Annotated in this window: 15 protein-coding genes; 5 read left to right on the top strand and 10 right to left on the bottom strand. The window is 42.3% G+C overall.

Annotation, left to right across the window (positions count from 1 at the left end; genetic code table 11):
* Positions 1-11: 11 nt before the first annotated feature.
* Positions 12-1,502 (bottom strand): succinate CoA transferase, encoded by a 1,491-nt coding sequence (locus ACFSR5_RS00075; RefSeq protein WP_380899428.1) that lies wholly within the window; start codon positions 1,500-1,502, stop codon positions 12-14.
* Between the two features lie 319 nt (positions 1,503-1,821).
* Between ACFSR5_RS00075 and ACFSR5_RS00070 the strand changes: the two genes are divergently transcribed.
* Both ACFSR5_RS00070 and ACFSR5_RS00065 read left to right on the top strand, forming a co-directional pair.
* Complete coding sequence (locus ACFSR5_RS00070; protein ID WP_380899426.1) at positions 1,822-2,637, top strand: helix-turn-helix transcriptional regulator; 816 nt, start codon at positions 1,822-1,824, stop codon at positions 2,635-2,637.
* A gap of 15 nt (positions 2,638-2,652) precedes the next feature.
* Entirely contained in the window at positions 2,653-3,498 is an 846-nt protein-coding gene (locus tag ACFSR5_RS00065) for a family 16 glycoside hydrolase (RefSeq protein ID WP_380899424.1), read from the top strand.
* Positions 3,499-3,592: 94 nt separating this feature from the next.
* On the opposite strand, the gene rpsT is transcribed toward ACFSR5_RS00065, so the two are convergent.
* On the bottom strand, positions 3,593-3,847 hold the full coding sequence (rpsT, locus tag ACFSR5_RS00060; protein ID WP_380899422.1) for a 30S ribosomal protein S20: 255 nt from the start codon (positions 3,845-3,847) through the stop codon (positions 3,593-3,595).
* 105 nt (positions 3,848-3,952) lie between these two features.
* On the opposite strand from rpsT, the gene ACFSR5_RS00055 reads away from it, so the two are divergent.
* Both ACFSR5_RS00055 and sucD read left to right on the top strand, forming a co-directional pair.
* A complete protein-coding gene (locus ACFSR5_RS00055; RefSeq protein ID WP_380899420.1) occupies positions 3,953-4,489 on the top strand; it encodes an RNA methyltransferase in 537 nt (178 codons plus the stop codon).
* A 214-nt stretch (positions 4,490-4,703) separates the two neighbouring features.
* Positions 4,704-5,576: a succinate--CoA ligase subunit alpha gene (gene sucD / locus ACFSR5_RS00050; protein ID WP_380900298.1), complete on the top strand. Its 873-nt coding sequence runs from the start codon at positions 4,704-4,706 to the stop codon at positions 5,574-5,576.
* Positions 5,577-5,655: 79 nt separating this feature from the next.
* On the opposite strand, the gene ACFSR5_RS00045 is transcribed toward sucD, so the two are convergent.
* Genes ACFSR5_RS00045 through ACFSR5_RS00025 form a run of 5 tightly spaced genes read right to left on the bottom strand, consistent with a single transcriptional unit; the run spans position 5,656 to position 8,358 of the window.
* Positions 5,656-6,150 carry a DinB family protein gene (locus ACFSR5_RS00045; RefSeq protein ID WP_380899418.1) on the bottom strand — a complete coding sequence of 165 codons (495 nt, stop codon included), beginning with the start codon at positions 6,148-6,150 and terminating at the stop codon, positions 5,656-5,658.
* A 53-nt stretch (positions 6,151-6,203) separates the two neighbouring features.
* Positions 6,204-6,713: a DUF4252 domain-containing protein gene (locus tag ACFSR5_RS00040; protein ID WP_380899416.1), complete on the bottom strand. Its 510-nt coding sequence runs from the start codon at positions 6,711-6,713 to the stop codon at positions 6,204-6,206.
* A gap of 2 nt (positions 6,714-6,715) precedes the next feature.
* A complete protein-coding gene (locus tag ACFSR5_RS00035; RefSeq protein ID WP_380899414.1) occupies positions 6,716-7,192 on the bottom strand; it encodes a DUF4252 domain-containing protein in 477 nt (158 codons plus the stop codon).
* A gap of 10 nt (positions 7,193-7,202) precedes the next feature.
* Positions 7,203-7,877 carry a hypothetical protein gene (locus tag ACFSR5_RS00030; protein WP_380899412.1) on the bottom strand — a complete coding sequence of 225 codons (675 nt, stop codon included), beginning with the start codon at positions 7,875-7,877 and terminating at the stop codon, positions 7,203-7,205.
* Positions 7,843-8,358 (bottom strand): RNA polymerase sigma factor, encoded by a 516-nt coding sequence (locus ACFSR5_RS00025; RefSeq protein WP_380899410.1) that lies wholly within the window; start codon positions 8,356-8,358, stop codon positions 7,843-7,845. The genes ACFSR5_RS00030 and ACFSR5_RS00025 overlap by 35 nt, the downstream gene beginning before the upstream one ends.
* Positions 8,359-8,500: 142 nt before the next feature.
* Between ACFSR5_RS00025 and ACFSR5_RS00020 the strand changes: the two genes are divergently transcribed.
* The gene (locus ACFSR5_RS00020; RefSeq protein ID WP_380899408.1) at positions 8,501-10,375 is read left to right on the top strand and encodes a CocE/NonD family hydrolase; all 1,875 of its coding nucleotides are present in this window, start codon (positions 8,501-8,503) and stop codon (positions 10,373-10,375) included.
* 50 nt (positions 10,376-10,425) lie between these two features.
* Here the strand turns inward: ACFSR5_RS00020 and putP are convergent, their stop codons facing one another.
* The 3 genes from putP to ACFSR5_RS00005 all read right to left on the bottom strand — a co-directional run.
* Positions 10,426-11,931, bottom strand: a complete 1,506-nt coding sequence (putP, locus tag ACFSR5_RS00015; protein ID WP_380899406.1) for a sodium/proline symporter PutP — start codon at positions 11,929-11,931, stop codon at positions 10,426-10,428.
* A gap of 21 nt (positions 11,932-11,952) precedes the next feature.
* Positions 11,953-13,431 carry a S10 family peptidase gene (locus tag ACFSR5_RS00010; protein ID WP_380899404.1) on the bottom strand — a complete coding sequence of 493 codons (1,479 nt, stop codon included), beginning with the start codon at positions 13,429-13,431 and terminating at the stop codon, positions 11,953-11,955.
* On the bottom strand, positions 13,428-13,683 hold a 256-nt coding region (locus ACFSR5_RS00005), incomplete at its 5' end, for a hypothetical protein (protein WP_380899402.1). The genes ACFSR5_RS00010 and ACFSR5_RS00005, both read right to left, overlap by 4 nt.

The raw sequence follows: 13,683 nt of genomic DNA, 5'->3' as shown, positions 1-13,683 counted from the left end.
GGAGGAGGTTTCTATTTTTTCATGGATCCTTTTTCTGTCAGGCGAAGATGCCAACTGAACGCCTCTTCCAACAGATGAGGTGTATGTCCCCCGCGCTGACACGCACGATCGAAATAGGACTGCAGTTCTTGCCTAAATTCAGGATGCACACAATGATCAATAATCTTTTGTGCACGCTCTCGTGGAGCCAGCCCTCTAAGATCAGCCAGTCCGATATCCGTTACCAAAATGTCCACATCGTGCTCGGTGTGGTCCACATGCGATACCATAGGTAGAACGTGCGAGATCGTGTCGTTTTTGGATGCAGCTTGTGTTACAAAAATGCTCAGGTATGCATTTCTCGCAAAATCACCAGACCCGCCAATTCCGTTCATGATTTTCGACCCACCAATATGGGTAGAGTTTACATTGCCATAAATATCAAATTCAATAGCTGTATTAATGGCAATGACACCCAAACGACGAATAAGTCCGGGCGTGTTCGATATGTTCTGCGGACGCAACACAATCTTATCTCGATATCGCTGTAAATTACCAAACACCCGTTCGTAGCATGCTGCCGACACTGTTATGGAAGATGCAGACGCAAACGAAAGCTTGCCTGAATCGATCAGATCGAACGTGCTATCCTGCAAAACTTCGGAAAACATAGTGAGGTCGTAAAAATTACTGTGTTTAAAGCCTGTTAACACAGCATTGGCCACCTTTCCGATGCCCGCCTGTAAGGGCAAGAGCCGATCGCTGAGGTGTCCCAGCTGTACCTCGCTTTCAAAGAATTCCAAAATATGGCGTGCAATTGCTGTGGTCTTTTCATCGGGTTCTGCAATATCGGCAGGACTATCTTTCTTATTCGTAAAGACGATACCTACGATCTTATCCGGATTAATTGGAATGGTTTTTCGTCCGATTTTATTCCATGGCGCAACAATCGGAATGACATTCCGGTGTGGGTAATTTTCTGCTTTGTAAATATCGTGAATACCATAAATATCCATCGGTATTGCCGTATTTATTTCAATGATCACTTTTTCTGCCAATTCTGCAAACGTCGCGGAGTTACCGACCGAGGTTGTCGGCACCAAACTTCCGTCGCGATCAATGTAGGCGGCCTCAATCACCGCGATATCTACAGGCGGTAGATTTTTATTATGGAGCAGTTCAGCGCTTTCACTCAAATGTTGGTCTATAAATAAAACCTCTCCCGAATTAATCTTGTTGCGCAGTATGCGATCCACCTGAAACGGCATTCTCTTTTTCAACGCACCCGCTTCCGCAAGTTTGCCATCGGTATCATGTCCCAAGGATGCCCCCGTCATCAGGGTGATTTTTATTCCCTCGGATTTTGCACGTCGAGCTAGCGCCTCTAGTACTTCTTTGCTATCGCCGGCCTTGGTGAACCCACTTGCTCCCACGACCATATCATGTTCAAAAAACCGAACCGCGTCTTCGGCAGACATCACTCGGTTTTTTAAGGACTCCAATTTTATACGCTCGTATGCCATATACTCCCTTTTTATTGGCTTTTTAGTAAGATAAGCAATATTAATTATATTTTGGTTGCGTATTTTATCAAAAATCGCCACAATATTATCGCAATCCAGAAAAAAGAAACAACACCCTGATAAACAGTAAATTAAAACAGTAAAAAAAATCAGCCAATAAACTCAATTAGCTAATAACCAAACACTTAAATACGTGTAAAAAAAGTTAGGACTCACTAAATAATAAGCCAAACATGTCTATCATAAGTAAGCTAACACTCATCTTTTGGTTATTTCATCAAAAAACAGGAAATTTATAAATCGCTCAGGAGAATATACAATGGATAAAAACCTATACGTAGATAAATACTATATGACAGAAGTTGATTCATTCGAAGACAGCATCTATTGTCATCACGCTATGATGGGGGAAAGTTTTATATCCGAACATTCCCATCAAAAAGGCCAGTTTTTATATACCGAAGGTGGCATTGTCTTCTTGAAAACCGAAGAAAAGTCATATTTTCTTCCGGCCCGGCATTATATATGGATTCCTGGGGGAGTTAAACACAGTATACATCCGAGTAGTCCGGAGGTCGTAATGCGTAATTTATATTTTCCAAAATTCGACACCGATACGTCGTTTTTTGACCGGGTAAATATCTATCCCGTAAACGACTTTCTGATCGAATTCATCATGTTTACGAACCGATGGACAGGCAATATCTTTCCGGTAGAAGAACCTAAGTTCTCTATCGCTAAAGCTTTTAAACTTATTCTACCCGAAGTATCCCAAACAGAGCTTCCATTAGCACTACCGTATCCAAAACATGAAAAGCTAAAAGAAATCATCAATTATTTGGAATATCGAATCGACGAGAACGTTAGTTTTAAAACGCTTGCACAAGAGTTTGATGTGAGCGAACGAACATTAGCCCGACTTTTTCAGCGAGAATTGAACATGTCTTTTATCCAGTACTATACGATCCTTCGCATGCTAACCGCCTTAAAACTCCTTCTCGATGACAAACTCAGTGTAAACGAGGTTGCGCTTCGTGTTGGCTACAGCAGTTTGCCTACATTCAGTAACACATTTAACAAGATCATCGGTGTCAGACCTAGTGAATATGTAAAAAACAAAAATTTATTATTTTAACCTTAACCCAAACGCATGAAACGTACCTTTTTACCGGCCTTTGCTGCCTGTACGCTTTTCTTGGCTTGCGCGAGCTCTGGAAATGCGAACTCTTCAGACAAACTTCCTAAACCTATTCAACTGTTTAATGGTAAGGATATAAAGGACTGGACTCCCAAAATTCGATTACATGAACCTGGCGACAATTACGCCAACACCTTCCGCGTGGAAGATGGCTTGCTTAAAGTGCGTTACGACGGCTATGACGAATTCAATCAGCAATACGGACACCTCGCGTACAAAACGCCTTACAGTTATTATTTATTACGGCTCGAGTACAGGTTCGTAGATGAACAGGTAAAAGGTGGCGAAGGATGGGCCTGGCGAAACAGTGGAGCGATGTTGCATGGACAAGATCCGAACACGATGCTTAAAGATCAGGATTTTCCAATTTCTATAGAAGGGCAACTACTCGGAGGAAATGGAAAAGACGAACGAACAACGTCGAACTTATGCACTCCCGGCACAAATGTGGTAATTAACGAAAAGCTTTTTACGCCACATTGCACGAGTTCCACTTCAAAAACCTATCATGGCGATCAATGGGTAACCGCGGAATTCCTCGTGTTAGGTGATTCTATCATTAAACACATCCTTGATGGACAGGTTGTTCTTGAATACAACAAACCTCAAATAGGTGGAAGTAATGTAGACAATTACGATCCAAAACAAAAGCCGGACGGTAAACTACTAGAAAGCGGTTTTATTCATTTGCAAAGTGAAAGTCACCCTATCGATTTCAGAAAGGTAGAGCTATATGATCTAGCCCCTTACAAAAAAGACAAAGCAAAATTAGATCGGATTCTTCAACAAATTTTATAAAGTAAAAAACCGAAGAATAATCTTCGGTTTTTTCTAACAAGAAAAGGGATGTAAATCAATACATCCCCAAATATTACTGATACAACGAAATTACTTACGCAAGTTTGTTAACAAACTTCGTCAATTTCGATTTGTTATTAGACGCTTTTTTCTTGTGGATTACATTTTTCTTAGCCAAACGATCAAGCATAGACACAACTCTTGGCAACAACGCTTTTGCTTCTTCAGCGTTAGTTGTTGTACGTAATTTCTTAATTGCGTTACGAGTCGTTTTTGCTTGGTAACGGTTTCTTAAACGTTTTGCTGCGTTTGCTCTAATTCTTTTAATCGCTGATTTATGATTTGCCATTTCTCTTAGCTAATTTATTTTCTATACTAATTTCGGAATGCAAAAATAACATGTTATTTCGAATATTCAAAATCATTTTTCATTTTTCGTTATGTATCTTTGCATATGCAAAAATTATCGATGGATCAATTGAATCGACCTGACGTCGAATCATTTAAAAATCAAGATAAAACCCCGGTTGTTATCGTGTTAGACAATGTTCGAAGCATGCATAATGTAGGGTCGGCTTTCCGCACTGCTGATGGTTTTGCGGCGGAAAAAATCCTGTTATGTGGTATTACAGGAACTCCCCCCCATCGAGAGATCGAAAAGACGGCCCTTGGCGCTACGCAATCTGTCACGTGGGCCTACTATGACCACAGTATCGAGGCAGTGCGAGCGCTTCGTGACGAAGGTTATACGATATTTGCTTTAGAGCAGGCTGAGGGCAGCATGCCCTTGCAACGGGTATCGTTTGATGCGTCGAAGAAATATGCGCTCGTGTTTGGAAACGAAGTACACGGGGTTTCCGATGATGTAATGCAGGTGATAGATGGCTGTATCGAGATCCCTCAATTCGGCACCAAACACTCGCTTAATGTTTCTGTAACCGTTGGGATTGTCCTTTGGCAGCTTATTTGCCAACTAAAACAATTTTCATAATAAACAAGACGTTGCCTTAACGACACAGTCCCTGTATGTAACATTTGTCCTTAAAAACGATTGCCCCTATTTCTTATGAAGCATGACAGCGGTCTTAAAAATTCACGTTGTCAAAAAAAACTATGCTTCCGGAAAAAAAAGGTCGATTAGCGACAGCTTAATTTTTAGAAGTCGTTGCAAAATAGTAGATTTGCTTTGCAAAAAAACAGAAAAAATGAGTGTATTAGTAAATAAAGATTCAAAGGTAATCGTACAAGGCTTTACCGGAAATGAAGGTACTTATCACGCTTCTCAAATGATTGAGTACGGCACAAATGTGGTTGGTGGTGTAACCCCCGGAAAAGGAGGCCAATCCCATCTAGACCGCCCTGTATTCAATACTGTTCAAGACGCGGTAGAAGCAACTGGTGCCAATGTTTCCATTATTTTCGTTCCCCCTGCGTTTGCCGCTGACGCTATTATGGAAGCTGCACAAGCTGGCATCGAAGTTATTGTATGTATCACGGAAGGTATTCCTACTAAAGATATGATTCAAGTAAAATCTTACTTGAGTGACAAAAAATCTCGTTTAATCGGCCCTAACTGTCCAGGAATTATTACTGCTGAAGAGGCTAAAATCGGGATTATGCCCGGTTTCATCTTTAGAAAAGGCAAAGTGGGTATCGTTTCAAAATCAGGAACATTAACCTATGAGGCTGTCGATCAAACTGTAAAAGCTGGTTTAGGTATTACAACTGCTATCGGTATCGGTGGAGATCCTATTATTGGAACAACAACAAAAGAAGCCGTAGAATTATTGATGAATGATCCTGAAACAGAGGGTATCATTATGATTGGTGAGATAGGTGGAGGCATGGAAGCCGAAGCTGCTCGTTGGGTTAAGGAATTTGGAACCAAACCAGTTGTCGGATTTATAGCTGGCCAAACAGCGCCCCCAGGTCGCCGTATGGGACACGCCGGTGCAATTGTTGGTGGCGCCGACGATACAGCAGCGGCTAAAATGAAAATCATGCGTGAATGTGGTATCCGCGTGGTGGAATCACCTGCTGAGATCGGTGTAGCAATAGCGGAAGAATTAGCAAAATAATTTTTTAATAGCCCCATTATAGCATAAAAAGCCCGAAGATATCTTCGGGCTTTTTATTGCTATAATAATTTTTTAGTTGCTATTGCTGATCATCAGCCGATGGGCCATACAATCCTGGCACCGGAATATCTAATAATCGTAAATAGACCGTCAACTGCCCCCGATGATGGATAATATGGTTATTGATAATAAAACGGATGGCGCCGGCCTTCGGAACCTTCGCTATTATCCAATCTCCTGCTTGCAATGTCCATTCTTCTTCCCAACTTTCGTCACTTGCGTTTTCGATGGCTTGTTTGTTTAATGGATAACCAGCCTCCAAAATGTCGCGAATTTCTTGAATGCTGTTTGTTTGCAATCGTTTGTAATCAACCTTAAAATCGAATACTGACTTTACTAATGCCTCGGACACCCAGTTGTGCAATTCAACTACATGGCAGCACAATTCTGCAACCGACATTGATTTCGGATGCGGACGCCAAAGCAAATGCTCATCCGACAAGCACTCTAACACACGACGTGTGTTCTGCGTCTCTCTCTCTAATTCTATTAACAGACTTTTTTTAATTCCCATATTTGCATGTACTATCGTCTAAAAATAATCAAAAAGATCCGATGTACCACGTATTACCTACTATTCTTTTCGTATAAATTAACCGCCTGTGTAAGATCTTCTACCGTAAAGTTACCCCTAACATCAATAAAAACATGGTCGCCGTCATCGGAAGATACACCCAGCATCAATCTTTTTATTTTATCTTTTTTCACCTGCCCGTTTATAGAAATACGTTCGCCGTCGCTGACGATGCTTGCAAATTCCTCCATATGTTCGCGATGAATAAAACGTTTAAAATTACTGCGGATGCCTTCGTTGTCGGATGAATTGGATAACGTCGTCAGGTTAACACTTTTGATTTTTTTCATTGTTAAACGAAGCATTTCGTCGTCCTCTTCGTGTATCTTCTTGATCAGAAATGGTTTCACTAGGAACATGGGTATTTTAATAGATACTATTTCTGCGTCACGTCCAGCTACCGAACGATCGACAAAACTCAAATTGGACGTCCGTTTTACATAGCACGATTGAATGATCAGGATCAGTGCCACACAAAATGTAAGTTGATAGATCTTTACCATAGTTAATTCTCCTCGACCAGTTTGTTGATATCCTCAAAATTAATAGTGCCGTCCAAGATCATAAAAATCGTACTCCCATCCGCTGAAATGTCTAGCAGCAGATTGTTCAATACACTATCTTGTGTATGCTCCGCTAAAAATTTAATCCGGCTACCATCGCTGTGAACGGCCATCAATTCTTCGTATTGGATATTGGAGAACGCACGTTTTACTTCGTTTTTTATTTTGATGTTTTCACCTTCTTCCTCCACGATAAGCATTTTGATGGAATTGATTTTGGCGAGCAAAGGCTTAATCTGATCGATGTCCGCGTCCGCTATGTTCAATTTATTGATCATATTGAACATCGGTTTTCCAATTTTTATGGATGTCACACCTTTTGCTTCCTGGTACGTATCGAATATTTTATCGAGTTTGGAGACTTGTGCATTTGCCCATGTCGCTAACAGTAGCATGCACACCGTTACTATAGTTTTCATATGTTTAAGATTATAAGCTTACTTTTATATATTTTACTTTTTCCAACGCTTCTTTTCCTTCTTGAATATTATTGACCATTAATTTCAATGATGCAATCGTAATGCCTTCCGCCTCTTTTTGATTATAAATGGGTTTACCATTAACTACAACGAATACCTCTTTTTCGTCAGGTAACGCGTCAGGTAAAAGCGCCTTGTTTTTGTCGGAAGTTGCGGCTACTTCTCTTTTTTTAGATCTGTTTATCGGCAGCACACGATCGGCGCCCGAATCCGGATTATCCCATTCACCAGTTATTTGGGAAGGTTGCTCTATATTCCGATCTGGGGACCGACGTGTCGCTTTCTGCACCAGACTGATCTTTTCCTTTCCGGCATCATCACCTAGCATTTCAGTTTGATAATTATATAGATAGACGGCTCCTATCACGACTAGGACTACAGCTGCGGCACAGCACGACCACACTCGGATGATGTGCCGGTTTTCCGTCCGTTGGAGATGTTTGTCGCCTTGGCTTGCTGTACGCAGAAATTCGTCGAAGGACCATTCCATTCGTTCGTTTCGACTGTCCTTCAGTGCCTGAAAATAGGCTTCATTTTTCTGCTTCTTCAGCTGACGTTCCTCCTCCACAGACGAAATCCCGTTCCAATAGTTATCTAGCAATTCCGTTGACTTGTCTTTTCTCATAGTCAAAAATCTTTTGTAACTGTGCTTTTATCTTTAATCTAGCCCGCATTAAGTTCACCCGTACGGCTCCCTCTTCCATGGCCAATGTTTCGCAAATTTCTGCCACATCATATTCCTCGATGTCCCGCAAATGCATTACCATCCGTTGCTTCTCCGGCAAAACCGACATAAGCTTCAACACCAGTTCTTTGGTCGAGGCGGGATATTGTTCGTGGGCGATACCTTCAGTCAATGTATCCTGATAACGTTTTACCACATCGGCTTTTTTCTTTCTGTTCAGGGCCTCATTACGTACACACCGTATTACGAATGCCTCCAAATTCGAAATAGTACACAGCGAATCTTTCTTTTGCCACAATTTGATCATTACCTCCTGCACCAAATCATATGCTTCATCCTCGTCCATCAATAGACTTTTCGCAAAGCGATACATTCCATCTTTCAGGATAAATACCGTATTTTTGAAAGTCTCTTGGGTCATATAGTTCAATTTATAGGGAAGACAACTGTAGGAGACAAAATATAACATCCATTATCTGCTTTTTAAAAAAATGGATTAATAACCTGCTTTTCTAATTTTTATGTAATTTCATAATCGATTAACGTATCCCAAATTTACCAATATGAATAAATTCTTTGTTCTATTCTTTTCTTTATTTTCCTTTCTATGGAGCTATGCTCAGGAAATCGACGAAGATTATATAAAAAAACACTTTGAAAAAATCGAAGTACACATTCCTATGCGCGACGGAGTAAAACTATTTACTTCGATTTACCTGCCTAAGGACAAACACGAAAAATATCCGATTTTGTTAAACCGCACGCCCTACACAGTAGCGCCATATGGAACTGATAAAGCTAAAAACTATCTGGGTAATTTTCCTGGAATGAGCAAGGCCGGCTATATTTTTGTGTACCAAGATGTCCGGGGTAAGTGGATGAGTGAAGGTGTGTATGAAAACATCCGACCAACGCGCACCCAGGAGAATGGCCTACAGATTGATGAAAGTACAGACACCTATGACACCATTGATTGGCTGGTTAAGAACGTCAAGAACAACAATGGCAAAGTGGGCATGTACGGCATTTCTTATCCCGGTTTTTATTCGACTGCAGGACTCATCAATTCACACCCTGCTTTAAAAGCCGTCTCGCCACAGGCACCCGTAACGGATTGGTTCATCGGCGACGATTTTCATCACGGCGGCGCCTTATTTTTAATGGATGCTTTTCGCTTTATGTATACCTTTGATGCTCCTCGTCCCAAACCGACTACCAACGAAAATAGTCCGCAAGGATTCCATTTAGCTGCTAAAGATTACTATAAGTTTTTTTTGGACAATCCGACGCTAAAAGGCTTAAAAGACGCTTACCTCAGCCATACAGTCAAGTTTTGGGACGACCTGGCCAAACATAGCACGCGAGACACCTTTTGGGTGGGCCGAACAATTACCGAGCATGTGCATAACGTCAAGCCGGCCGTTCTTGTCGTAGGCGGACTTTTTGATGCTGAAGACACGTATGGTGCCTTTGAAACGTACCGGCAAATCGAGCGTTTAAATCCTAAAAACAATAGTATACTGGTTGCAGGTCCGTGGTACCACGGAGGTTGGGTCAGATCATCTGGAGATTCATTTGGAGATATTCGTTTTGGCGAAAAGACCAGTCTCTATTATCAAAATGAAATCGAGCTGCCATTTTTCGAATTTTATCTTAAAGGAAAAGGAACATTTAAACCTGCCGAAGCAACGGTATTTTTAACGGGATCAAACACATGGACGACGTTTGAGCAATGGCCGCCAAAAGAAAGACAAGAGATCTCATTCTATCTCACCGCTTCGGGAAAGTTAACTACCGAACATGCCGATGTACAAGAAAAGAAGATATCTTATGTAGCGGATCCCCATAAACCGGTCCCTTTTCAAGAGGGGCTCATTACGGATCGGACACGGGAGTATATGATCGCAGATCAGCGATTCGTAGCGAATAGACCAGATGTGGTGGTCTTCGAAACAGATCCGCTAACAGAGGATCTCACCGTTGTAGGGCCAATTCTAGCGGATCTGAAAGTCGCCATGACCGGTACCGACGCAGATTTTATCGTTAAACTTATTGACGTTTATCCGGATTCCAGCACCGCTGTATCTCCGCGCGCAGACGAGACAGTTATGGCAAACTATCAGATGCTTGTGCGGGGAGAAGTGCTGCGCGGAAAGTTTAGAAACAGCTATAGTTCTCCAGAACCATTCGTGCCGAATCAAGAGACCATCGTACAGGTATCCTTACCTGACATCGCACATACCTTTAAAAAAGGGCATAAAGTGATGGTTCAAATCCAACACTCGTGGTTTCCACTGGTGGATCGAAATCCAAATAAATTTATGGATATTTATCAAGCGACCGCCGATGATTTTATTCGAAACGAACATACCTTGTTTTTTGGAGGAAATCAAGCAAGTCTCCTCCGACTACAAATCTTACCCAAACAGTCGCAGTAACTGCCTACATATGAACGGCAAATCGTATGGGTTTGCCGTTCGTATTTCATTTACTTGCCCGCTTCATTGGCTATTTTTCGTACTTGCTCAAATTCGTCCTTAATTTCAGCAGAAACCGGCTTCGTGATCACAGAAACAACGACAATCGTTAAAAAGCTCGACAAGAAACCGGGAATAATTTCGTAGAGTTCTTTGTACTCATGCGGAAGATACACCCACAGAAGTACTACAGCCCCCCCAACTAGCATCCCCAATAATCCTGCTAATGCGGTGGTACGCTTCCACAGCAAGGACAGAATGATCAGAGGTCCGAATGCAGCTCCAAACCCGGCCCAAGCATTTCCGACCAAGTTCAAAATGCTGTCTTGCGGGTTTAATGAGAGGACAAGCGCAACAACTGCCACTATGAGCACCGATAGCCGGCTCATGAACAGCATACTTTGGGGTGTAGCCTGCTTGTTAAAAAACGTTTTATAAATATCTTCGGTCATGGAACTCGATGTTACGAGCAGCTGGGATGAAATGGTGCTCATTACAGCTGCGAGAATCGCTGAAAGCAGAAAGCCACCAATCAACGGATGAAAAAGTATCCGCGCAAGATAAATGAATATGGTTTCGGATTTTTCTTTTGAAGCATCAAAAACAACCATCGTCTCCACATCAAATTTTTGGAGATAAGCGATACCAAATAGCCCAACAAGCATGGCCCCACTTACGGTAAAGATCATCCAACTGATACCAATTCGTCTGGCTTTACGTATATCCCGAACATGTTCAATGGCCATGAAGCGGACCAGGATATGCGGCTGGCCGAAATAACCGAGTCCCCAAGCCAACAAGGAAATGACCGAGACCGTCGTCGTTCCCCGCAACAAATTCAGGTAGTTCGAGTTTTTCGTATCGATAATCGACAAGGTGGTATCTAATCCGCCAATCTGTGCAACGACAACAATAGGAACGATCAATAGTGCGGTGACCATGATCGTTCCCTGTACAAAATCTGTTAGACTAACGGCCAGAAATCCCCCTAAAAAGGTGTACAACACCACAACAAAGGTCGTGGCAAAGAGGCCTGTATAATAATCCATTCCAAAAGCCGACTCGAATAGTCGTCCTCCCGAAACCATACCGGCCGATGTATACAACGTAAAAAAAACCAAGATCAATACAGAAGAAACCAGCTTGAGCAACTGCGTCTTATCGTGAAACCGATTTTCGAAAAAAACGGGCAACGTAATGGCATTCCTCGCCACCTCCGTGTATACACGCAAGCGTGGTGCGACCAGCACATAATTTAAAAAAGCGCCGATAGTTAATCCGATGGCAATCCATGCACTGGATAAACCGGACAAATACATCGCCCCCGGCAGGCCCATTAGCAACCATCCGCTCATATCGGCCGCTCCTGCGGACAATGCCGTCACCGCCGCCCCCATTTTACGTCCGCCGATCAGAAATTCTTCCGAATTGCTGGTTGATTTTCTATAAGAATATAATCCGATCAGGATCATCAAGACCATGTACAATCCTATCGAGATAAGTTCATAAATATTCATACCTATCTAATGTTTATTTCCTTATTCATACTTTGCTGCTTGCCCTTCCCGAGGCATAGATTGCTGAATGAATTCACGGATATCCGCTGTAGCTTGAATTAGGTCGTCCTTCCGCAGGTACATCATATGTCCACTTTTGTAGCCTTTGAAACGCATCCTAGGTGCAAGTTTCCCCGAAGGATCCATTTGCCACATATTATATTTTGCATTAAAGTAATCGGTAGCTCCGTCGAAATACCCGGATTGCACCATTAAATGAAGATAAGGATTTGCCGCCATTGCCTGACGCAGGCTAAGCCCAGTATTATCGTTGCTACGATCCCAGGGGTGTACGGGTCCAAACATATTGTATTTAACATCAGTTTTGTAATTCAACTCATTGGTATAGTAATAGTTGACCGCTGGTGTAAACGAATGTAGCCAAGAGGTTAGCTCCGCATTATAATCCGGTCGTTCTCCTGCATCTTTGAAATCAATCCCCAAATAACGGGAATCTAGTCGGCCAATGGTATATCCATCTGTGCGCATTAGTTCTTTCCAAAATAATGATGTTGAGATATCCAAGTTATTTTGAGATATGACTGTCGGAGAAAGAGATGTATAGGTTGCCATCTGCTGGACAATCCTATCTTTCGTTGCTGGCTCCAATGTGTATCCCCTCACCAATGCCGGTAGTAATTTATCCATTGTAAATGCCTCTACCTCTGTCAACAGATCTTCTAGCTTTCGTCCCTGCAGTTCCGGTTGTAACTTCTTATGATACCATGCGGTAGCCGTGAAATAAGGTAGCCGCAAAGCCTTTTCTATAGCTCCATCCCGCTTAATACCTAAGTCTGTGGGAGATACCAGAATCACGCCATTCAAATACATCCATTGTGCATTTTGAAGCTCTAGTGCCAATCCTGAAACCCGTGTTGTGCCATAACTCTCACCGATAAGATATTTAGGTGATGTCCATCTGTTATATCGTGTTACAAAGGTAGTTAACCATTCTGCCAAATAGCGGATATCTGCATTGGTACCGAAGAACGTGGTACGATCAGCTTTCTCATCCAATATTCGCGAATACCCAGTATTAACTGGATTGATATACACGATATCAGCGACATCGAGTATACTATACGGATTCTCTTTAATTCCATAAGGCTGTATCGGATATCCCTCATCGTCAATATTCAACAACCGAGGCCCCGTATACGCAATCTCCATCCAAACCGAAGCTGAGCCAGGGCCTCCGTTAAATGAAATGACCAATGGCCTCCGGCCCAGGTCTTGTACGGCGTCTTTTGCATAGTAGGTGTAATGTACGGTGGCCGTTACTTTGCCCTTGTCGTCCCAAACAGGTTGGGTTCCCGTCTTTGCAGTATAATTAAACCGCTGCCCGTTCACTGTTACCTGATGCTTGGTTGCAATCACACTATCAGCTGGCGGGAAACGTTGTGCACGCAGCATCTCACTGCTGAACATAAAAAGAAGCACTAAAAAAGTTAAAAATTTCATACGCTATAATAAGGTTTATTAACAAGCTGCAAGAAACCACTTTTTTTCGAGAAATATGTAGGAAGAAGTAAGATTTTAGCGAAGAAGAGATCCGTGGTCGTCAAGAGACAAAGTCCTCTGCTCCAAGTGCTGTTTTGTTCGTTATCCAGGAAAAGAAAAGAGCCCCTCCAGTTTCCTGAAGGGGCTCTTGCTATAAAATTAGGCACCGACCTACTCTCCCACCTGTTACGGCAATACCATCGGCTCTGGCGG

Source organism: Sphingobacterium suaedae, from assembly GCF_042684625.1.
GTDB classification, from domain to species: Bacteria; Bacteroidota; Bacteroidia; order Sphingobacteriales; family Sphingobacteriaceae; genus Sphingobacterium; species Sphingobacterium suaedae.
This window is presented reverse-complemented; position numbering and strand designations above follow the sequence as displayed.

What these genes read in the sequence shown, in the direction of transcription:
- ACFSR5_RS00075 (WP_380899428.1), bottom strand. Translation starts at nt 1,502, where the DNA reads ATGGCATACGAGCGTATAAAATTGGAGTCCTTAAAAAACCGAGTGATG.
- ACFSR5_RS00070 (WP_380899426.1), top strand. Translation starts at nt 1,822, where the DNA reads ATGGATAAAAACCTATACGTAGATAAATACTATATGACAGAAGTTGAT.
- ACFSR5_RS00065 (WP_380899424.1), top strand. Translation starts at nt 2,653, where the DNA reads ATGAAACGTACCTTTTTACCGGCCTTTGCTGCCTGTACGCTTTTCTTG.
- rpsT (WP_380899422.1), bottom strand. Translation starts at nt 3,847, where the DNA reads ATGGCAAATCATAAATCAGCGATTAAAAGAATTAGAGCAAACGCAGCA.
- ACFSR5_RS00055 (WP_380899420.1), top strand. Translation starts at nt 3,953, where the DNA reads ATGCAAAAATTATCGATGGATCAATTGAATCGACCTGACGTCGAATCA.
- sucD (WP_380900298.1), top strand. Translation starts at nt 4,704, where the DNA reads ATGAGTGTATTAGTAAATAAAGATTCAAAGGTAATCGTACAAGGCTTT.
- ACFSR5_RS00045 (WP_380899418.1), bottom strand. Translation starts at nt 6,150, where the DNA reads ATGGGAATTAAAAAAAGTCTGTTAATAGAATTAGAGAGAGAGACGCAG.
- ACFSR5_RS00040 (WP_380899416.1), bottom strand. Translation starts at nt 6,713, where the DNA reads ATGGTAAAGATCTATCAACTTACATTTTGTGTGGCACTGATCCTGATC.
- ACFSR5_RS00035 (WP_380899414.1), bottom strand. Translation starts at nt 7,192, where the DNA reads ATGAAAACTATAGTAACGGTGTGCATGCTACTGTTAGCGACATGGGCA.
- ACFSR5_RS00030 (WP_380899412.1), bottom strand. Translation starts at nt 7,877, where the DNA reads ATGAGAAAAGACAAGTCAACGGAATTGCTAGATAACTATTGGAACGGG.
- ACFSR5_RS00025 (WP_380899410.1), bottom strand. Translation starts at nt 8,358, where the DNA reads ATGACCCAAGAGACTTTCAAAAATACGGTATTTATCCTGAAAGATGGA.
- ACFSR5_RS00020 (WP_380899408.1), top strand. Translation starts at nt 8,501, where the DNA reads ATGAATAAATTCTTTGTTCTATTCTTTTCTTTATTTTCCTTTCTATGG.
- putP (WP_380899406.1), bottom strand. Translation starts at nt 11,931, where the DNA reads ATGAATATTTATGAACTTATCTCGATAGGATTGTACATGGTCTTGATG.
- ACFSR5_RS00010 (WP_380899404.1), bottom strand. Translation starts at nt 13,431, where the DNA reads ATGAAATTTTTAACTTTTTTAGTGCTTCTTTTTATGTTCAGCAGTGAG.